Source organism: Pseudovibrio sp. Tun.PSC04-5.I4, from assembly GCF_900104145.1.
Classification (GTDB): Bacteria; Pseudomonadota; Alphaproteobacteria; order Rhizobiales; family Stappiaceae; genus Pseudovibrio.
On the sequence record NZ_FNLB01000006.1, the window covers coordinates 4,188,488 to 4,208,783 of the forward strand.

Annotated in this window: 12 protein-coding genes; 3 read left to right on the top strand and 9 right to left on the bottom strand. The window is 51.7% G+C overall.

Annotated elements, in window-relative coordinates; all coding sequences use genetic code 11:
- Positions 1–109: 109 nt before the first annotated feature.
- Positions 110–7,909, bottom strand: coding sequence for an apolipoprotein A-IV repeat region-like domain-containing protein (locus BLS62_RS24665; RefSeq protein ID WP_208991083.1), 7,800 nt, complete (start codon positions 7,907–7,909; stop codon positions 110–112).
- 1,017 nt (positions 7,910–8,926) lie between these two features.
- On the opposite strand from BLS62_RS24665, the gene BLS62_RS24675 reads away from it, so the two are divergent.
- Both BLS62_RS24675 and BLS62_RS24680 read left to right on the top strand, forming a co-directional pair.
- Positions 8,927–9,241, top strand: coding sequence for an Hpt domain-containing protein (locus BLS62_RS24675; protein WP_093187491.1), 315 nt, complete (start codon positions 8,927–8,929; stop codon positions 9,239–9,241).
- Between the two features lie 96 nt (positions 9,242–9,337).
- Entirely contained in the window at positions 9,338–9,658 is a 321-nt protein-coding gene (locus BLS62_RS24680) for a 2Fe-2S iron-sulfur cluster-binding protein (RefSeq protein WP_093187494.1), read from the top strand.
- 75 nt (positions 9,659–9,733) lie between these two features.
- Here BLS62_RS24680 and BLS62_RS24685 read toward each other — a convergent pair whose 3' ends face one another.
- Positions 9,734–10,951, bottom strand: coding sequence for an MFS transporter (locus tag BLS62_RS24685; RefSeq protein WP_093187496.1), 1,218 nt, complete (start codon positions 10,949–10,951; stop codon positions 9,734–9,736).
- A gap of 106 nt (positions 10,952–11,057) precedes the next feature.
- Here BLS62_RS24685 and BLS62_RS24690 point away from each other — a divergent pair, with 106 nt between their 5' ends.
- Positions 11,058–11,840, top strand: coding sequence for an AraC family transcriptional regulator (locus BLS62_RS24690; protein ID WP_093187499.1), 783 nt, complete (start codon positions 11,058–11,060; stop codon positions 11,838–11,840).
- A 1-nt stretch (position 11,841) separates the two neighbouring features.
- Here BLS62_RS24690 and BLS62_RS24695 read toward each other — a convergent pair whose 3' ends face one another.
- From BLS62_RS24695 to BLS62_RS24725, 7 genes are all read right to left on the bottom strand, one after another.
- Positions 11,842–13,533, bottom strand: coding sequence for a DUF3011 domain-containing protein (locus BLS62_RS24695; protein ID WP_093189572.1), 1,692 nt, complete (start codon positions 13,531–13,533; stop codon positions 11,842–11,844).
- A 176-nt stretch (positions 13,534–13,709) separates the two neighbouring features.
- Positions 13,710–14,885, bottom strand: coding sequence for a vWA domain-containing protein (locus tag BLS62_RS24700; RefSeq protein WP_093187502.1), 1,176 nt, complete (start codon positions 14,883–14,885; stop codon positions 13,710–13,712).
- A 103-nt stretch (positions 14,886–14,988) separates the two neighbouring features.
- Entirely contained in the window at positions 14,989–16,050 is a 1,062-nt protein-coding gene (locus BLS62_RS24705; protein WP_093187505.1) for a YcjF family protein, read from the bottom strand.
- Positions 16,047–17,543: a YcjX family GTP-binding protein gene (locus BLS62_RS24710; RefSeq protein ID WP_093187507.1), complete on the bottom strand. Its 1,497-nt coding sequence runs from the start codon at positions 17,541–17,543 to the stop codon at positions 16,047–16,049. Before BLS62_RS24710 ends, BLS62_RS24705 begins: the two co-directional genes overlap by 4 nt.
- 91 nt (positions 17,544–17,634) lie before the next feature.
- Positions 17,635–18,165: a SixA phosphatase family protein gene (locus BLS62_RS24715; RefSeq protein ID WP_093187510.1), complete on the bottom strand. Its 531-nt coding sequence runs from the start codon at positions 18,163–18,165 to the stop codon at positions 17,635–17,637.
- Between the two features lie 432 nt (positions 18,166–18,597).
- Positions 18,598–19,209, bottom strand: coding sequence for a hypothetical protein (locus BLS62_RS24720; protein WP_143521596.1), 612 nt, complete (start codon positions 19,207–19,209; stop codon positions 18,598–18,600).
- Between the two features lie 47 nt (positions 19,210–19,256).
- A complete protein-coding gene (locus BLS62_RS24725) occupies positions 19,257–20,093 on the bottom strand; it encodes an AAA family ATPase (RefSeq protein ID WP_093187515.1) in 837 nt (278 codons plus the stop codon).
- Positions 20,094–20,296: the final 203 nt, after the last annotated feature.

Sequence of the window (20,296 nt, forward strand, 5' to 3'; positions counted from 1 at the left end):
CCAACCAGCTGCAATGGGTGTTGCCAGCTTTGATCGCAGCGTCATAAACATACAAAAAAGGCTCCTGAAAATGTCAGGAGCCTTTTTTATAGTGTAATGGCAGTTCAGCTTAGTCGAAGCGGCCACTTGCGTGTGCCAGCATGGTGTAGACCTTGCCGGTATCAGAGGTCAGGTACGTCTGACCAAGCTGATTATCGGTGTCGCTTTTGGAGACCTGAGAGAGAAGCTGCTCGAAGTCCTGAATATAACGCTCTACAGCGCCGCGGAATTCAGGATCGCGACCGTACTTCTGACGGATCTCATCAAAGGTTTGCTGTCCTTGCAGGGTGTAAAGGCGACGTGTGAAGACGTCCCGCTCACCGCGTTTGTACCGCTCCCACAGATCAACAAAGGTTTCGTGATCAACTGCGCGAGCGATGTCCATGCTCAGGGAGTTGAGGGATTCCACCATGTGCTGCGGGGTGCGTGTGTTGGACGTATCCGGCGTTTGGGCTGCGCCCATACCGTCTTCGTCGTCTGACGCACGGCGGAGCAAATCACTGATCCAGCCTTTTGGTGTGCCGTTTGCCTGTGTTGGTGCGGCTGGTTGTGCCCGTTGCATTACGCGCGGGGCCGGAGCTTCCATGCGGCGCGGGGCAGGTGCCATACGTGCTGTTTTTGCAGGGCTTGCTGCAACTTGCTGCAAGGTTGGTGCTGCAACTTCTCCAGCGTACTGACTGCGAGCAGAGACTGCCGCCGGTGCTGCATTCACAACACGGGCTGGTTCGGCTGGCGTGGACACATCAAACTGAGAGGACTGGCGAGACACGATGGTGGAGAGTTCCTCCAGCGCTTTCACTTGCTCACTTACGATGCGGCGCAGAGCGGATGTTGAGGCTTCTGCTTCTTCTGGAAGGGCCAGAATACCTGCGTTCAGTTCGCTGCGGGTTGCTTCCAGTTCGTGATGAACAGAGCGGGCAACTTCACGCATCCGGGATGTTGCATCTGTAAAGCGTTCAGATGCCTCAGTCACAGTGGACTTCATGTCGCGGAGGATATCATCATGTGCTGTACGAACAGCATCACGTGCCTTCTGACCTTCCATACCAGCTGTCATGCGCATGCTCTCAAACTGTTCAGTGACAGATTTGGTAGCAGCTTCTGCAGCTGCACGGAGCATGCCAGAAACTTCGCGGGCCTTGTCGTCCGCCACTTCCAGGGTATCCCCGAGAGTTTCGGTGTAATTGGCCATGAGTTGTTCGACACCCTGTGTCTTCTCAATAAGGGTGTCTGCAACCATCTCAATGGCCATCCGGCGGTCAGTGAAGCGGCTGTCCACGTGGTTGTTGGTTGCTTCGAGGTCGGAAATAGCCTGACCGAGAAGCTGGTTCTGGTTTTCCATGCGGCCTGCGATTTTCGCTGCATCAGCAAGCACAGTATGTGTTGTGTTGCGGAGCTGACCGACCTGAACTTCGATGGTTGCGTTTGCAGCCTCGGTCTCGGTGACAGCACGATCAATCGCGGTTCTGAACTCACCTGCACGGTGCGCCAGATTGACTTCAACTTCAGACAGGTTCTCGCTTGCGCTGGAGAGGATCTGACGAAGGTTACCGTTGGATGCGTTCAGGCGTGTCAGGATTTCAGAGACATCTGTTTCCAGACGTTCTTTGGTTCCTGTCATCACATTCACAGCCATGCGAGTGCGATCTTCGATGGTGTTGCCGATGCCGTCGATGGTCTGGGTGAGTGCTTGCGTGGCGACTGCACCCTGACGTGTGACGTTTTCAGCAACTTCATGGCCCTTTGTAGCAACCGCGTTGAGCAAGACATTCATGTCAGACTGCATGCGCTCACGGCTGCTGTCCAAACGAGTGGTTGCAATGTTGCTGCGCTCGTCGATGACAGTGGCGATTTTCTCACCCGCTTCAACGAGGTCACGGGTTGCCTGAAGACCGTTCTGAGCGAAGCGATCGGATACTTCGCGGCCCTTCACGGTCACAGCATCAAGAATTGCGTTCTGCACTTCGTTGACGCGGGAGGTGAGGTCATGGGCGCGGGTCTCGATGGCCGTGATGAGCTCGCTGCCGTCCTTGCCGATGATTTCGGAAAGCTCAGCAGAGCGGCTGCCGAATGCGTCGTTGAGGTTCTCTGCTTTGGCAAGCAGTTCATCTGCAACAGACTTAACGCGGATGGACAAGGTTCCTGCAGCTTCTTCGATGGTGGTGAAGACACGGGCCCGAACTTCGTCCGTTTCGCCAGCCAGCAGTTTGCGGACATCTTCAGCAGATTCTGCGAGGATCCGTTTGGAACGTTCGCTTTCTGCGGAGAGACGGCCAGTGACCAGTTCAATGGTATCAGCCAGATCGCCCCGAACCTTGTCGCTTTCGCCTGTCAGCGCACCAGACATCTGTGCCAGTGTTGCTGAGTACATGGCGCGTGCGTTTTCGCTTTCCACGGCCATGGTGTTGGCTGCCTGCGCAACCGTTGCCAGTACGCGCTCTGCAACCTGGTCGCTTTCCTGGGTAAGTGTGCCACGAACAGATGCCATCGCTTGCGTGACGGCTGCTGCGGCTTTCTCGCCTTCGCCTTCCAGAGAGTGACGTGCCTGACCAATGGAGTTGGAAACGATTTCCTGAAGGCGTTCGCCTTCTTTGCTCAATGTGCCGGAAAGCTGCTCTACGCTGCTGACAACCTTCTCGGTTGTAAGGTCGCGTTCTTGAGCAAGGCGGTCGGATGCCTGTCCAACAACCTCAAGGATGAGATCGCGAACGCGGGTGCTTTCGGAGCCAAGAGAAGAGGTCGCCTCTGCCATTGCGGTTGTAAGCGTACCGGCTGCCTTTTCGCTCTCATCACCCATGGTGGTGGAGATGGCTTCAAGGCGATCGGTGAGGATTGCCTCAAGAGCTTTGGAGCGGGTGTCGAGCGTTTCAGCGACTTCAAAGACTTTGGAGCCAAGAGAGACGTTGATCTCTGCAACCTGCTCAGACAGGGCGTCTGTGAGGTTTTTGGACTGCTGCACAATGATGCTGCCAGCTTCTTCCAAACGGCTGTCGAGTGCTTCGTTGATCTCGGTCTGACCATCGTGGAATGCCTTGGCAATTTCACGGGTGCGGTTGACCAGTGTCTCGGAGATCTGCTTGGCACGGGCATCCAGAGCTTGGTCAATACGGTCGGTACCGGAAGACAAAGATTCTGACAGATGCTCGGCACGATCGGAAATAACGGTTGCAGCCGCTTCGACTTTGTCGCCAACAGCCTGATTGAAGGTGGACAGGCTCGTGGAGATTGTTTCTTCGATGGTCGTGCTGCGCTCTGCGAGGATTTCGCCGATCTTTTCTGCACGATTGGAAAGGGAAACGCCAACTTGCTCCACACGCTCGGAAAGATTGATCGCGATGAGGTCGGTGCGATCCTCCAAAATCTTGGAGATGGACTGGGTTTTCTCTTCCAGAGTGCTTGCGATGATGCCTGTACCCTGTTCCACAGCATCGGTCAGCTTGGTGGTGCGACTTTCGATGGTTTCTGTCAGGGCAATTGCGCGCGTATCGAAGCTCTGTTCGAAATTGCTGGTGCGTTCTTCGAGCGTTGCGTCCAGTGTCTGAATACGGCTGTCGAAGGAAGCGCCAAGGTTCTGACTGCGCAAATCCAGAGACTGAACAAGATCGGAACCGTTTTCAGTAACAACCTGTTCCAGTTCTGCAAGGCGACTTGCCAGACCGTCGTTCAGTGCGCGACCACGAACATCAAGGGTTTCGGTGATGCGATCACCGATCTCGTTCAGGTCAGCTGTTACACGTTCACCACGGGACCCGATGAGGTAGGCAAGCTCAGTACCTGTATCAGCCAGCTTGTCAGCCAGTTCTTCAGTCCGCAGACCAAGTGCGCCGGTGATGTCAGCTGTTGTGCTTTCCAGAGCAATTTTGAAGGCAGATGTCTGTGTGCTGATTGTTTCAGCAACTTCAGCGCCGCGTTCTGCCAGACGTTGATCCAGTTCAGCACCGTTGATTGTGATGCTTTCATAGATCTGCGTGCTGACGGACCCAAGACGATCAGCCAATGCGCCGCCACTAATAGTGATGGTTGAGCCGAGGCTGGTGGCTGTTTCATCAAGGCGGGTGGCAATGTCACCACCGCGCAGGGACAGATCAGCAATGATGCTGTCGCCTGTGCCACGGAGAACTTCAGAAACTTCCGTAGAGCGATGGGATAGTGTGTCGATGAAGTCTGTGCACTGGATTGCAATTGCTTCGTTGATCTCGCGACCACGGTTTGCAATGCCGTCTGCTGCCTGTTCGCCAGTGGCGCGCAGGGCGGTGTCCAGATTGGTCACACGTTCGTCGACAACGCCCATCATCTCTTCCGTACGTCCGGTGATCGTGTCGATCAGGCGGCCACTTGTAAGAGACAGGTTGGCATTGATTTCTTCGCCGCGTGTGAGGATCTCGTCTGACAGACGGGTACTTGCGGTGGAGAAATGCTCTGTAATGCCAGAGATGGAGGTTTCGAGTGTTTCGTGCAGCTGAGAATTTGCGGTGTCGAACTGACCTGCAACCTGCGTCACGGTCAGGTTCAACGTATCTGTCAGCTGTGTGTTTGCAGAGTTTACGGTCTCATTCAGACTGCCAACACCACCGTCCAGTGTTGTTGAAATCCGGGAGGTTGCAAAGCTTACGGCCGCGTTCAGGCTGCCAACGCCGCTGTCCAGAGTAGTTGAGATCTGGGAGGTTGCCGAGTTGACTGTCTCGCTAAGGTTGCCAACGCTGTTGTCCAGAGTTGTTGAAATTTGAGAGGCCGCAGAGTTCACGGTCTCATTCAGGCTACCCACACCGCTTTCCAGCGTTGTAGAAATGAGGGTGTTTGCAGTGTTTACAGTATCACTCAGGTTCCCTACGCCGCTATCCATCGTCGTGGAGATTTGAGAAGCTGCAGAGTTGACTGTTTCGCTGAGGGCGCAGACGCCGCCATCCAGAGCTGTTGAGATCTGGGAGGTCGCAGAATTGACTGTTTCGCTGAGGTCGCCAACACCACCTTCCAGTGTCGCGGAGATCTGGGTGGTTGCAGTGTTGACTGTTTCGCTGAGGTTGCCAACTCCGTCTTCCAGTGTCGCGAAAATCTGGGAGGTTGCAGTGTTCACAGTATCGCTCAGGCTGCCTACGCCGCTATCCATCGTCGTGGATATCTGGGAGGTTGCCGAGTTGACTGTTTCACTGAGGGTGCAGACGCCGCTGTCCAGCGCAGTCGAGATCTGGGAGGTTGCGGAGTTAACTGTTTCACTGAGGTCGCCAACGCCACCTTCCAGTGCTGCTGAGATCTGAGTGGTTGCAGAGTTAACTGTTTGGCTAAGATGGCTGACACCGCCGTCCAGGGTTTCGAAAATCTGGGACTTAGCGTCGGAAACAGTTTCGCTCAGGCTGGATACACCGCCTGCAAGTGCATCAGTAATGTTTGCAGTTGCACCAGATACGGACGCTGTGAAGCTGCTTGCGCTGGTCTCCAGAGTCTCGGAAATCTGAGTGTTCGCAGTGGAGACAACGGAACTGAGGTTGTTTACACCGTCTTCCAATGCGTCTGTGATGTTTGCAGTTGCACCAGATACGGACGCTGTAAAGCTCTTACCGCTGGTATCCAGAGTTTCAGAGATCTGAGCAGATGCGTTGTAAACAGACTCGTTGAGGTTGCTTACGCCATTTTCCATTGTCTCGGCAATGGCAACAGTTGAACCAGTTACGGTCTGAGACAAAAGCTCAACGCCTGTGTCCAAAGACTGGGAAAGTTCACCGCTTACGCCATCCACTGTACGTGTAATGGTTTCAACGCCATCCTTGAGGGTTGCTCCAAGGTTGTCATTGGCCGTGATGATCTTTTCAGTCACTTCGTTGGAGGCTGTGAGCAGTGTCGTTGTCAGTGCAGAGCCAGCCGTTTCGACACTCTGGTTGATGGAAACAACACCAAGGGTCATTGTCTCATTCAAAGTGTCGTTTGCGCTGTTGATCTGATCGGTAACGGCAGCTGTTGTGTTTGTCAGCGTTGCACTAAGTTCTGCAGTTGCGCCAGAAACGCTTTCGGTCAACGTCGCAACGCCAGTGTTCAGCGTATCGACAACCTTCGAGCTTGCCTGTTCTGCAACGTCGCTGATGGACTGTACAGATGTGTTGAGTGTGCCAGTGAGGGCAGAGTTTGCCTCATTGATCTGCTCAGTAACAGTAGAGGTTGTGATGACGAGGGTCTGGGCCAGTTCGGAGCTGGTTTCGGACACACTTGTTGTGAACTCAGAAAGACCATTGGTCAGTGAGGTGTTCAGCTGTGCGTTTGCAGAGTAGATCTGCTGGGTTACATCGGAGGATGTCGTCACCAGAGTCTCGGTCAGCTGAGTACTTGCACCCGTAAACTGCTCTGTAACAGCGCTGACTGTTGTCTCAATGGAGTTGGTCAGCTCGGAGCCCTGAGCTTCCAGTGCACCCTTCATTGCGTCCGTCTGCTGGGTAATTGTGGCTGACAGTTCAGCGCCAGCTGTTCCCAGTGTTGTGTTGAGTGCGTCACCGCGCTCTGCAAGGAGTTCGCTGATTTCATTGCCACGGTTGGTGAGGCCATCGACGATTTCAGTGCCGGTTGCAGATAGCGTGCCGGTGATTTCTTCACTGCGGCTTGCCAGATTATTGACAAGAGCTTCAGAAGTTTCTGAAAGTCGGGTGTTGAGGTCCGTGCCACGCTCGGTGAGATTATCAATGAACGAGTTTGCGGTGGAGGAGAATGTGTCGTTGATAGAGGACCCGCGTTCCTGAAGCGTTTCAGAAAGCCGGGAGCCAGTGTCAGCCAGTGTTTCGACGAGTTCAGATCCGGTTGACGTCAAGCGCTCAACGTAATCGTCGGAGCGCAGGGTCAGCGAGGAGACCATGTCGCTGCCGGCTTCTGTAAAGCTGTCGGTGACTTCTGAGACGCGGGTTTCGATCTTGCTTGTCATCTGCTCAAGCGTTGCATCGATCGATCCGGTGAGGCGTTCCCGGGCGCGATCTACAGAGGAGGCGAATTCCTCTGATGTGTTTGCGAGCTGTGATGCAAGGTTTTCGTGAGAGCCGGAGATGGTTTCGCGCACCAGTTCTGCATTGGCCTGAATGGCTTCGCGCTGGCTGACGAGTTCTTCTACAAGACGGCGGATTTTCAGTTCGTTGTCATTATAGGAGTTCTCCAGAGAAGAGACTTCCTTATGAATCAGAACTTCAAGTTCACTGGCGCGGGCAATCGCCCGCTCAATACCGTCGCCCATGGCTGCGGCTTCGCGGCGAATAGCCTGACCAACGTTCAAAATGCTTTCTTTGGCAACATCTTCTGGTTCAGCAAGACGAAGAGCAACCTCTGTCATGCCTCTCGCGACGTTGCGCATTTCCTGCGCACGCCAGAACAGAAGTGCCATGACCCATGCGAACGTAATCGGAATAACAATAAGGACAGAGACAAGAACCAGCGTTGGGTTCTCGAATACACCTGCAAAGGAAGAGGATTTTTCCAGCTGAGCTGCGAAAGCTTCCCAGGACATTGCAAGGCCAAGACTTGCCCATACAACGGAAACGGCAAATGCGAACCAGAACGGAGCCGCAGATGGTTTGCGTTGCAGAGCAAACATCAATGAGCCGATAGACTGGCGGTCATCGTTGCTTGCCGTCGGTGGGCGTCCACCTCGACCCCGTTTACGAAGTTGTCTGGGTGCTTGGTTTTCTTCAACCAACTCAGATAGCTTTTTATCAGAAGGCGGAGGTGTATTCGTCACTTCCTGTGCAGGGCTTGCAGACATTGGTGGTTTGTCCGCGCTCTTGCTTTCCTGATCATTGGATAAAGTGGTGTCCTGCGGAGCGTTAAAATCAGCCTGAAGGGCTTCTTCTACCGCAGACAGTGCCACTTCCGATGGAGCTTTCGCCTTCGGGGTGTTCGCCATAACTTGCCTCGCGTCCGTACTCTTTACTCATCGGTCGTCAGCACACTATTTCGCCTTTGTGCCAGCGACGCCGCCGCAAGTGATTGCCAATGCCAGATGGCGCTCTTTCCCAAACAAGAACGCCGGACAAATCAGAACAAACAATATGACCGTCGAATATTCAGGGGTTCGGTTGTAAAGCACCTTGAACTTCTTGGGCCAAAAACAGGGAGTTTCCAGAATCTATTCACCTCGTTAAGATTAACGAGGCATTAAGAATTAGAGGTCCCCACCTTGCAGCTACCCTTAACCTAATGGCACAATCCGTAGGACTGCACAACAGAAGTTACCGCCATTTGTGGATGCCCCACGATAAGTCACAGGCGGCAATTTTGGGGGGAACTCACTCTGCCTAATCGCGAAAAATCACCAGTAGGTTCTATTGCATCTCGTGGACCGAGTCCCACACAAGTCAAATGGTTAAGGCAAGGTCTTAACGAAGCAGGTGGGAAATTACCCCTGTACGATGACAGTGGTCGACAGGTGCCTTCTGCAACTGTGCGTGCTTGCATCGCTGCGGGTTGGGCGGAGCCTTGGTTTTCCAACCCATTGAAGCCAGATTGGTTGGTATGCAAGCTGACTGAAAAGGGGTGGGCGCTTTTGCAAAAGGATGCCGGTTCGAAAAATACTGTTAACCATTTTTAACAGAGCACCTTGTCAATTTTAGCGTGTAATGGCACTGAAAGCGGGCAGTCGGTGGGTGAGTCTAGATTTGAATTTGGACGATAAGGGCTTGTTAACCATAAAATAAAAACCTGTGTTTTCTTTTGGGGAATAGATTCCGTTGCCCATTGGAATTGAGGGGTGGAGTCACTGCAGAGTCATCGTGGTGATAAGTTTTGAGTCATCTTCGCGAATCAACTTCCCCGGTATCACTATAACTTTGAGTCACCTGGTCCTGTTGGAAGGCGCTACGTAAACTTGATGGTAGAACTACATGGAAATACAAGAGCAATATGCAGGGATCACTTCTCATCCGTGACCTTTGATGACCCTGAGTTGCAGGAGGAGATCCTCGAACTATTCAATCAGCAGGTCGAAGACTTCGATTCAACTCTGTCTGATGTCGTGACTTCAGAAGTTTTGCGTGGCGTTCTTCATCGCTTCAAGGGATCAGCCCGCGGTGTTGGTGCTTTTGCGCTTGGGGACGCATTGGAGGCAGGGGAAGCACAGGCTGCAGTGGGAGCTGTTCCCGCGATGGAGCCGATCCGAAATCAAATCGGGTTGGTGAAACTGGATTTGCAGCAGTTGAAGGCTGCGAGCACGTTTCTTGCGAAAATTGCGCCACTTTGACTATACCCGCTTCAGCAGAAGTTCTTGAATAGCTGCGCGCCTGCCTGTATCTGAAGACAACATAATAAGCCAATCAGGGTCGGGACGACTTAAAATATGCCAAAGATTACTTTCATCACCTCAACAGGTGAAAACCATGAGGTGGATGCTGCTGCCGGTTCTACCGTTATGGAAAACGCGATTAAGAACATGGTGCCTGGAATTGAAGCTGAATGTGGTGGTGCCTGCGCTTGCGCGACCTGTCACGTTTATGTGGACCCTGCCTGGAGTGGTAAGACAGGTGAGCCGGAACCAATGGAAGAAGACATGCTGGATTTCGCTCAGGATGTCCGCGATACATCCCGGCTTTCCTGCCAGATCCGAGTCAGTGATGAACTCGATGGCCTTGTGGTTCATATTCCAGAGAACCAGAGCTAGCCATCTTTTAGCAGTTTGAACTCAAAAAGGCTGGTCCATTGGATCAGCCTTTTTTGTTTGTTTGCAGCGGCTTTCTTATTCAGCACCAACAGCTTGTGGCCGTGAACCATTTATCCAAACTGTTTCGTTTCCAGCTTCGGGATGGCGCGGAATCATGCGGCTCAGGATCAAGCTCACGACTGCCATGGATGCACCGGCGATAAACACCATGGTTGGGGAGTAAAGCCAGATTGCGCCGAATGCGACCGGAATTACGACCGCTGCTATGTGGTTGATGGTGAAATCAACAGCAGAAGTCGGGGCGATATCAGCAGGGTCTGCAATCTTCTGGAAATACGTCTTCATGGCAATCGCCATGGCAAAGAATGCATGATCAACCACGTAGAGTGTTCCGGCGACATACACGTTGGTGACGAAGGCGTAGGACAGGAAGACGATGATCAGGCCAGCGTACTCACAGGTGAGGGCGGTCCGTTCGCCTACTCGGCCGATGAAGGAGCCAATTTTGGGGGCGACATAGATGTTGATGAGGCCATTGATGAGGAATAGGCCAGCTACTTCATGTACGTCAAAATTAAAGCGTTCCACCATCAAGAAGCCCGCAAACACTGTAAAGATCTGGCGACGTGCTCCACTCATGAAGGTGAGGGCATAGTACAGCCAGTAGCGTTTGCGTAGGATCAGCTTTTTGTTCTGCTCAACATGGGCTTTGTAATGTGGGAATGCGAAGGCCGCAAAAAGCGTTAGAGCCACACTTGCGATGCCGCCAGCAAGGAAGAGATCCTTGTAAGACAGGTCAAATGTCTTCCAGCTCAACATGATCAACCCGTAGATGCACAGGGATACCAGTGAAGAGACGGAGAGGATTTTGCCCAATAACGCTGGTGCATCTTTTTTAGGAAGCCATTGCAGAGACAAAGACTGTTTCAGTGTCTCATAGTAATGGAAGCCGAAGGACATGACCAAAGTGGTGGCGTAAAACCCAATGGATGACGGGAAGTAGCCCGTTGCTGCAATGCCAACACCCATCAAAGCCAACGACATAAGTGCGAAGGTTTGTTCTTTGAAAATCAACAGCATGAAGACGACAGTAAAGGCCAGCAGGCCCGGTATTTCGCGGATTGATTGCTGAATGCCGATTTCCTGACCTGTAAAGTCAAGTGTGTTTACTGCAAAATTGTTGATGAGGTTCCACCACACAGAAAACGAGAGCTGTGAGGCAACGGTAAGAACCAGCAGGAAAACAAATGGGGAGCGCCAATCGGCGCGGATTTCTTTAAAGATATTGAACATGAGCTTCGATCTTTTGTTTAACTACGTAATTAAATAAGGGATAACTATATTTACGTGTTAGCATTAGTTTGCCAAAAAATATCTCGGTTTCGCCAAAGGTATCCTGATGTCAATTCATGCGGATGTTTACACACTTCCCCAACATGAGCTTTCGCAACCTATTGTTGCCTATGCGGTGGAAATGCCGCGCGGCGAGCAAGGTGAAGCCCATTCTCATTCTCGGGGGCAGTTGGTCCATATTGTCAAGGGAGCCACGACTGTCTTCACAGAAGAGGGGACATTTGTTGCTCCACCCGAGCGGGCGGTTTGGGTTCCCGGTGGAATGGCCCATAGAACCGTCTATCCGGTCAAAACGCAGTTTCGCAGCCTGTATATGCGGGAGGACCTGCTGGGTTCGCTTTCGCCGGACCCTGTGGTGATACAGGTAACGCCGCTTTTGAAGGAGCTTATTCAGGAGTTGATGGCTGCCCCGCGTGATTATGCTTTGGATGGTCCTACGGCTCGAATTGCTGAAGTCATTCTGGATCAATTGCAGAGCTTGCCGGATGCGCCGTTGCAGCTACCTATGCCCGTTCATCATGAACATTTGAAAGCGCTTTGCCGGTCTATCATTTCTTGTCCGGCTCATTTGCCAAGTCTGGCGGATGCGGCAGAGAGGACGTTGATGTCTCAAAGGACATTTGAGCGGCGCTTTTTTGCTGAAACAGGCTGGAGCTATCGGAAATGGTGCGGGCAAGCAAAGCTGTTTCGCGCGCTGGAGTTGCTCTCAATTGGGTACAGTGTTGGTGATGTTGCCCATAAACTGGGGTATGAGGGAGCAAGCCCGTTTATCTCGCAGTTTCGCAAGGCTTTTGGCACGACACCGGGCAAATATTTCAAACCTCAATAGGTTATCTAGATCCGCTGCATGCACGGATGAAATCGCGGACTGGCTTGGCGCTGCCTTTTAGGCTCACGTTGTAGGTGGCATATCCAGCCAGATTGATTTTGAGTTCGGTGTCTCTTGCCATACGGTTCCACAGGGATGAGCCGTTGTTCAGGAAGAGGAGTGGCAACGGTACTCCAGATTCGGGTTCCAGCGCACTGCCAACACCTACAAAACTTTCGGTGAAGCGACGTGTGTTTAGGGAGATCAGAAGACTGTCGCCCTCCTTCAGGTCTGGCACTGTTTGTTGAAACATGATCTCCACATCTCCACTACCCGCCAAGCAGCGGGCATAGAAGTCTATGTCGTCGGTTTCCGGAACTCCATGCACCAGTACGGCGCCTTTGTCACCCTCTCCGACTGGCAGACCAGCTACCCACACGTATGAACCATCATAGCCATTCAGAGAGGCTTTCTCTTTGGAGAATCTATCTAGGTTCGGGACCAGGTCTTGCGTGATCAGGTCCGCGTTTTGTTCATGGAAAACAAAGTGCTGGGCGGTGTTGCCACTGCGATTGAGTGCGCAGGAAAAGTTGAAAGGCGTATACAGGCCCTGATTTTGGTAGAGGCCGCGCCCGGCGAGCTTGTCGCCTGTGCGAACCAGAACAGGTTTCTGGTTCATCTGCGTGTTGTTGAATGTGCCGAGGCCTAGATACACTGGCGGCAATTCAGAGAGGGAGAGTTTACTGGCGATAATCTTGCTACCAAGCTTTGAACAGGCTCTGCGTGCTTTCCAAAGAGGTTCTGCAACGCTGGTGGTTTGCTCATCTGGTGGGGCGAGCAAGCTGTTTTCCAGCGGAGGCAGATCTTGCGCCACAACCTGTGTTGGTGGTGTTGCTTTAGGAGAGCTGCTGTCTTGCTTCAGCTTGTAATAACATGCCTTTCTTGCATTGGGGGCAGGGTCGCCAAACGTTCCTGTTCTGCAGTGAACATCCCCTTTGCCGCTCTTTTCATAGAATGCGCCGGGTTTGCCGAAGCGAACTGTTGTTGGATATGGCAGTTCGCAGACTTGGAACTCCAATGCACATTTACGCCAGCCATCACTGGTGAATTCTGGCAATTGAGGGATTGGTGTAATTAACCCACCTGAGCTCGCAGCCTGTACGCGCCGTTTGAGTGAGGATGAACTGGCACTCACTTTTTTATCTGATTTGGGAGCGTAAGGCTTGTTGCCAAGGTAGAAGATGCCAGCGCAGCCTTTATCTGTCCAAAGATGGGACGGCACAACGCCCCAGCTTTCGTTCAGTTTACACAGCGCCGTTGAGGTTTGACGCAGCAGTTGAACGTAATTCCGGTTAGCATTGGAGACGCGGCATTTGGTGTATTGGGCATTGTTTGAGGAGCAGACCACCACGTTGGTGTTGTCCAGCCCGTCAGGTGTGTTCGTGATATGGTTGGCAGTTGACGGGCGATGGGTTGGGTCGCTGCGGTGGACGTTTTTGCCCTCCGCATTTTCCGTCAATGTATTGGTCAGGCAATCAATAAACTCCGGGCTATCCAAAGATGCGTCGGTTTTATCGAGGCAGCTTTCAATGATGAGCGCCGGGATGAGGGTATTGAGTGCAGGTATTGACGCGCCGAATGCTGAAGGTGCAACAACTGTTCCCAGTAGAAACAGGCTGCACCCGGCTATTAGTGCGGGAGTGCGCCTAAACATTGATTTGCTCATGGCATCGCCTCTGTTAGCTCGTTGGGTGCATACATTGCCTAACGCAGCCAGCTTGCGCCCAGCTTGGCTGGAGATCTGTGAGCGCGTCAAAAATTAAAGTGACTGCCAGTCTAGTTTGAAATTTGTGGCGTTGGGAGAGCTAAATCGCACAGGTTGTGCATTTATTATCGCACAAGCTCTTTCATGGCCGAATCCAATCCCTCCAGAGTGAGGGAATACATGCGTTGTTCAAAGAGTTCCCGCATCATTCCAATGGAATGAGTGTAGTCCCAATGCTTTTCCTGAACCGGGTTAAGCCAGATTGCTCTTTGGTAAAGGTCTGTGACCCGTTTGATCCAGAGGCTGCCCGCTTCCTCGTTCCAATGTTCCACTGAACCGCCGGGATAGCTGATTTCATAGGGGCTCATGGACGCGTCACCTACGAATATAATCTTATAATCGCTTGGGTACTTATGCAGCACATCCATGGTGTTGATGCGCTCTGTGTGGCGTCGGTTGTTGTCCTTCCAAACGTATTCATAAAGGCAGTTGTGGAAGTAGAAGTACTCCATCACCTTGAATTCAGTTTTGGCGGCGGAGAACAGCTCTTCGCAAACGCGGATGTGGTCATCCATTGAGCCGCCGATATCAAAGAACAGCAGCACCTTCACCGCATTGCGGCGTTCCGGACGCATCTGAATATCCAGCAAACCTTTGTGAGCTGTGGACTTGATTGTTCCGTCCAGATCCAGTTCTTCTGCTGCCCCGGTGCGAGCGAATTTACGCAAGCGTTTGAGGGCGACTTTGATGTTGCGGGTGCCGAGTTCGACTGTGTCGTCAAGGTCCTTGAATTCACGCTTGTCCCACACTTTGACAGCGCGGCGATGGCGACTGCCATCCTGCCCGATGCGAATGCCTTCCGGGTTATAGCCGTAGGCTCCAAATGGGGAGGTGCCACCGGTGCCGATCCATTTGCTGCCGCCTTGGTGGCGTTCTTTCTGTTCTTCCAAGCGCTTCTGTAATGTTTCCATGAGTTTTTCAAAGCCACCCATGGATTCAATCAGTTGCTTTTCCTCTTCGGTGAGGTGTTTTTCGGTGAGCTTGCGCAGCCATTCCTCGGGAATATCCGTGGTTTGAACTTCGCTCATCAGATCAAGACCGTTGAACGTGTGACCGAATACGCGGTCAAACTTGTCCAAATTGGATTCGTCCTTCACCAGAGTAGTGCGAGCAAGGAAATAGAAATCTTCAACCCGTTTGCCTGCCAGATCAGCATCCAGCGCTTCCATAAGCGTTAGGTATTCGCGAACGGAGACGGGCAGGCCAGCGGATTTGAGCTCTTCGAAAAACTGAATAAACATAGGGGCAGATTATGCGAAGGGGCGGCTTCCTGTCGAGTGCTCAGTGACTGCCTTGGGAAAAAGGATAATTAAGAAGTCCCTTGCCCGCAAATGGCTGCATTGTTTAACCCGCATCGGTGGACTTATCAGGGGCGGATTTGGTGATCTCGCTCATAAACTCAGAAAGCTTAGGTCCATTGGACGCGACAAAGGGAGCGGGACGGCAGGTTTGGATTGCAGCCACGCCAATGCGTGCCGTGAGGAAGCCGTTGACTAAGCCCTCGCCCAGACGGGCGGAGAGTTTTGCAGCCAGACCCTGCCCAATAAACTGCTCAATCAAACTGTCTCCTGCGGCCATGCCTCCGGTGACAGCGAGATGGGCTGCAACATCGCGTGCAAGGCGCCAGAAGCCGAGAGCTCCGGGGCGTGCTCCGTATAAGCGGGACACGCGACGAATGATCCTCAGGTTCTCGTAAAGCACCACAAGAATATCCACCAATGCACGGGGTGAAAGGGCGGTGACAACGGAGACGCGCTTGGCGCTTTCCATAACGATCATTCTGGCGCGAGCATCTAGCGGTGATAACAGGTCTCGCTCTGCCAGCTTCACCAGATCGCGGCCATCAATGATTTCTTGCATGTGGCCTTTGAGCAGGGCGCGTCCGTGAGCGGTTTCCGGCCTGTCTGCATAAAGAGACATTAGGGCTTTGATGGCGGCGCGGGCTTCTTTATCGCTGTTGTTGTCTGCAGCTTCTTGCAGGTCATCGCGGATGTGGTCGATGTGTTCCAGCTGAGCGAGTGCGCGCCATTCCTTAAAGGCCAGCCCAAACAAGCCAAGAAAGGCAACTGAAGTTAAGCCAACACCTGCCCAGCCCAGCCATTCGTAGCGGGCAAACAGCTCTCTTATCAATCCGTCAATGGCCAGACCAACTGCAAGGGAGACCAAACCGCCGCCGCCAATGGCAAGGATTCTGCCCCATCTGCTCTGAGTGGGTTTCGGTTCTGGCGCAATTGCCAGTTGCTGAGTGGAAAGAGCATTTTCGGCTTCCGGGGCGACAATGGCTTCAGATGAAAGCGGTTCATCGGCAAACTCATCCTCAAAGCGAACGGATGTATCATCGAGTTTGAAGGCCTTGGGTGCCCGCCGAACCTTCGGGTTTTGCTGTGTTGGTTTCTTTGCGGTCATGCCAGTTTGTCTCCCAGCAGGAATTCCAGTGCATTGTCCAGGCGGATATGCGGAAGCGATAGTGTTATGCCTTCCGCTGTTCGTTCCAGATTTGGCGGGCGAAAGCGCACGTACTTCAAAGAGGCCTGATCTTCAGTATCTGTTGCGCTGCTCTTTTCTGAGAACAGATCGTCAAGATCTTCTGGCAGATCACCGGGGAAGATTGCAGCTTCCTCCTCTCCGTTAAACGCCATCTCACCAATGGTTTCATTGGGCATGGGAGTTCCCAGAAGTGCCGGGGTTTCAACGCCCTCATGATGCACGGTTGCCTGCTTGGTCGCTCTGACGGACGCGATTGCCAGTGTCTCCACCTGAGCACCTGAAAACTCTGCGCGGTTGATTGCTTTTTGTACCAGCTGCTGAAGGAGAGATTCTAGATGATTGTGATCTTCGCGGCGGAGGTGATCCGCTTTGGTGGCGGCAAACAGGATCCGATCAATTTTTCGGTTCATGATAGAAAACAGCCAGCTGGATTTGCCGGGACGGAACGCCCCCATGATCTCGGAGAGGGCATTGTTGAGATCGTCCAGCGCATCCGGGCCTGCGTTGATGGCTGTCAGAGCATCAACAAGAACAATTTGCCTATCCAATTTTGCGAAATGGTTTTTGAAGAACGGACGCACAACGTGCTTGCGATAGGCCTCGTAACGGCGCTCCATCATGGCCAAAAGCGTGTTTGCTTTCGGTTTGATGTGCGTATTGCCGAGATCGAGCGGAGCAAAGGTGAGGGCTGGGGTGCCCTTCATATCTCCCGGCATGAGAAAGCGACCTGGAGGCAACATGGATAAGGCGTTTTCATCTTCGCGGCACCGGCTCAGATAGGTTGTGAATGTGGTGGCGAGTTCGCGTGCGATGTCCTCAGAGAACACATCATGTAAGTTATTTTGGTGTCTGGCCAGAGTAGACAGGAAATCGCCGGACAGGTCTGGTCTTGCTTTTGCGCGTTTGATGGCCTCTTCCGAGAAACGGCGGAAGTCCTGTCTTAACAAAACAAGATCTAACAGCCATTCGCCGGGATAATCGACGATATCAAGATGAATTTTACCGTGGCCGAATTGGCGGTTAAAAAACGTGGCGGACTCGTATTCCAATGTAAGGCGGAGTTCGGAAATCTGGTGCGTGGATTCCGGCCAGAGGCGATCCCTAGTCAACGTCTCAATATGCTGCTCATAGTTGAAACGGGGAACATTGTCGTCAGGTTGTGGCTGCAGGTAAGCTTGCGCCAATCGTCCTGTCCCGGCTGCATCAAACAAAGGTAAGCGGCCTCCGGCGATCAGATTGTGCACCAGTGCTGAGATAAAGACGGTCTTTCCGGACCTTGCCAATCCAGTAACACCCAAGCGCACAGTTGGAATGGTTAGATCTTTTGCAGACTCCGTCATATTATCAACGGCGGTCTGGGCATCAGCCAAAGCCAGCTTGGCGTTTTTAAATAATGAATTCAGTGGGCTCACAACTCATCCTCCAAAAGACGATGTGGTGTGTCCTTAGAAGGAATGCAATTGCAAGGAGTTTATAAATTGTCCCCTAGCCTCTTTGTCGGTTTTAGGAGCGGGAGACAGCTTGCAAGTGGCGCGGTTGAAAGAACGAGATAATCCGTCCCTTTTTCCGTTCAATCTGCGACCAGCGATGTTCTTCAAAATCCAAGACGGCGAGAGCACCTGTTGGATATTTGGATTGAATTTGATGCATGTACTCAGGGTTGCCTTTGCCTGTCAATTCCGTGGCAGTATCTTGCATTGCAGTATTATGGCCGATTACCAGAACTGAGCTATAGCCACCACCATAGGCACGGATCGCGTCGACATAATCGCCTTCGCTGGAATTGTAGAGATCTCTCATCAGTTGTATGCGCGTATCGCCTCTCAGGTACGGCATAAGTTCCATAAGTGTTTGCCGAGTGCGCAAAGCAGTGGAGCAGAGGATTAGTTTTGGAAGAAGTTCATGTTGGTGTAAATGCGCTCCAACTCGCGATGCTGCTTTCCAGCCCGGCGTGTTTAAAGGGCGGTCATGATCATGAAGGACATCGTCACTCCAATCAGATTTGGCATGGCGAAGTAGCATCAGACGAAGCATATGTTGTCCTCCAAATATACATTGTTACTTTGATATTCCTTCGAGTAAGGAATATCAAAGAGGTATTTGTGCTGCAGGTTGATGTTGCATTGCAGCAAATTTGGGAGCGTTTATTTGTTTTACTTGTTGTGTTTCTTCGTTTGAACCTACAGGTTTTTAAAGTACTTTGAAAGTCAGGAGTAATCCCCTAATAGTATGGGGTTTTTGTGTCTCAATTACTGAAATGTTTATGGATGTCGCATGCAATTTACATAATCTAAGCGAAACTTAGCTCGCCTTATATTGATTGAATAATTAAATGGATTCAGGAAATCCGTTTCCGAATACGAAACGATGAAATCGCACTCGTATTTACGAATAACGGCTGCTGAACATTTTTCCTATGAGCTTATTGAGTTCATGCTGCATGCAGGTTTACTGTCGTGAGGACAACTAGTTCTTTTGCAGGTCGGTTTCTATTTTGATCGCCAGATTCATGAAGTTTAAACGAACTTCGTCAAGTTCACTGATGGGCAATTGGTCCGAAATGGAAGTCCATACGGTATAGTCAGAGGTTGGCGCCGTATAGCTTATTAAGCTTTCAATTCTGCCCATTCCCTCCATTGTTTCTGTTCGAAATGCGATTTCGTTTTCAGGGATTCCTAGTTTAAGCTGCTGGAAATGACTTTCTGTGAAGCCAGAATTAAAGTTGCTCAATACCTGCTTTGCTGTGCCCTTTTTATGTCTACGGAATATGGTCTTGATCTTGCCGCCTTCCGTTTCATAGATGCAACCAATACCCAGTTCTTTCATATCTGGAATAAGAACTGACCTTGACAGTTTACCAATGTAATCTGGACAGAACATGCCCGAGAAATGGGTGAGGGCGTCGATATCCTTACGCCACCCATTTTGCAGTATACGTGGTTGGTAAAGCAGGCTTTCGGAGACTCTGTTGTTTGATTGCGCCAGAGTGCTTGCTGCCGAGCCCATAAGAAAGCATAGACTTACTGCAAGTCTGATCAGCATTGCAGGTGTGTGAGTTAAATTCAGGCTGTGCCTCATGTTATTCTTGCTCTTATAAGGCACAGCTGTGCTCGTATTATTCTGGCTTAGCGTCGGTTCATAAAGGCAAGACGTTCAAACAGATGTACGTCCTGTTCGTTTTTAAGGAGCGCGCCATGGAGTGGTGGGATGATCTTACGGCTTTCTGTTTCTTTGAGAGTATCGGGATCTATATCCTCATTCAGAAGCAGTTTGATCCAGTCCAGCAGCTCAGAGGTCGATGGTTTTTTCTTCAAACCCGGAATATCGCGCAGATTGTAAAACGAGTTGAGGGCTTCCTTCAAAAGGCGGTCTTTGATCTTCCCGAAATGAACATTGACGATCTCCCTCATCGTTTCCGCATCTGGAAATTTGATGAAGTGGAAGAAGCAGCGGCGCAGGAATGCATCAGGCAAATCTTTTTCGTTGTTCGAGGTGATGATGACAATCGGGCGCTGACGCGCTTTGATCACTTCGCCAGTCTCGTAAACGTAGAACTCCATGCGATCGAGTTCTTGTAAAAGGTCGTTCGGAAACTCGATGTCTGCTTTGTCGATCTCGTCAATCAGGAGAACCGGGCGCTCGTCCATCTCGAAAGCAGTCCAAAGCTTACCCTTGCGAATGTAGTTTCCGATGTCTTTGACGCGTTCATCACCCAACTGGCTGTCGCGCAGACGAGAAACTGCATCGTACTCATAAAGGCCCTGTTGGGCTTTTGTGGTGGATTTGACGTTCCATTCCAGGAATGGCCTGCCCAGACTGTCGGCAATCTCTTTTGCTAGGACAGTTTTGCCGGTTCCAGGTTCACCTTTAACAAGCAGGGGGCGCTCGAGGGTAATTGCTGCATTGACTGCAATACGGAGATCTTCCGTGGCAACGTACTGGGAGGTCCCTTCAAATTTCATGTCTAATTCCTGCTTGTATAAATGTGCTTGGCGAAAACACTAGTGATTTGCATTCGCTTCGGCAATCCCTTCCTGTTTGCACTGGAGCTAACAATTGGTTTCAGTTTGTGTGGGTGAATTTTTCCCGGTATGGCAGATTGTGCCTAGTTATTCGATATTTTTGCCGAGTAAGACTTAGGTTTTGCTTGGTTAACAATAAGTTA

What these genes read in the sequence shown, in the direction of transcription:
- BLS62_RS24715 (WP_093187510.1), bottom strand. Translation starts at nt 18,165, where the DNA reads ATGCTTCGTCTGATGCTACTTCGCCATGCCAAATCTGATTGGAGTGAC.
- BLS62_RS24720 (WP_143521596.1), bottom strand. Translation starts at nt 19,209, where the DNA reads ATGAGGCACAGCCTGAATTTAACTCACACACCTGCAATGCTGATCAGA.
- BLS62_RS24705 (WP_093187505.1), bottom strand. Translation starts at nt 16,050, where the DNA reads ATGACCGCAAAGAAACCAACACAGCAAAACCCGAAGGTTCGGCGGGCA.
- BLS62_RS24665 (WP_208991083.1), bottom strand. Translation starts at nt 7,909, where the DNA reads ATGGCGAACACCCCGAAGGCGAAAGCTCCATCGGAAGTGGCACTGTCT.
- BLS62_RS24725 (WP_093187515.1), bottom strand. Translation starts at nt 20,093, where the DNA reads ATGAAATTTGAAGGGACCTCCCAGTACGTTGCCACGGAAGATCTCCGT.
- BLS62_RS24700 (WP_093187502.1), bottom strand. Translation starts at nt 14,885, where the DNA reads ATGTTTATTCAGTTTTTCGAAGAGCTCAAATCCGCTGGCCTGCCCGTC.
- BLS62_RS24690 (WP_093187499.1), top strand. Translation starts at nt 11,058, where the DNA reads ATGTCAATTCATGCGGATGTTTACACACTTCCCCAACATGAGCTTTCG.
- BLS62_RS24680 (WP_093187494.1), top strand. Translation starts at nt 9,338, where the DNA reads ATGCCAAAGATTACTTTCATCACCTCAACAGGTGAAAACCATGAGGTG.
- BLS62_RS24695 (WP_093189572.1), bottom strand. Translation starts at nt 13,533, where the DNA reads ATGTTTAGGCGCACTCCCGCACTAATAGCCGGGTGCAGCCTGTTTCTA.
- BLS62_RS24685 (WP_093187496.1), bottom strand. Translation starts at nt 10,951, where the DNA reads ATGTTCAATATCTTTAAAGAAATCCGCGCCGATTGGCGCTCCCCATTT.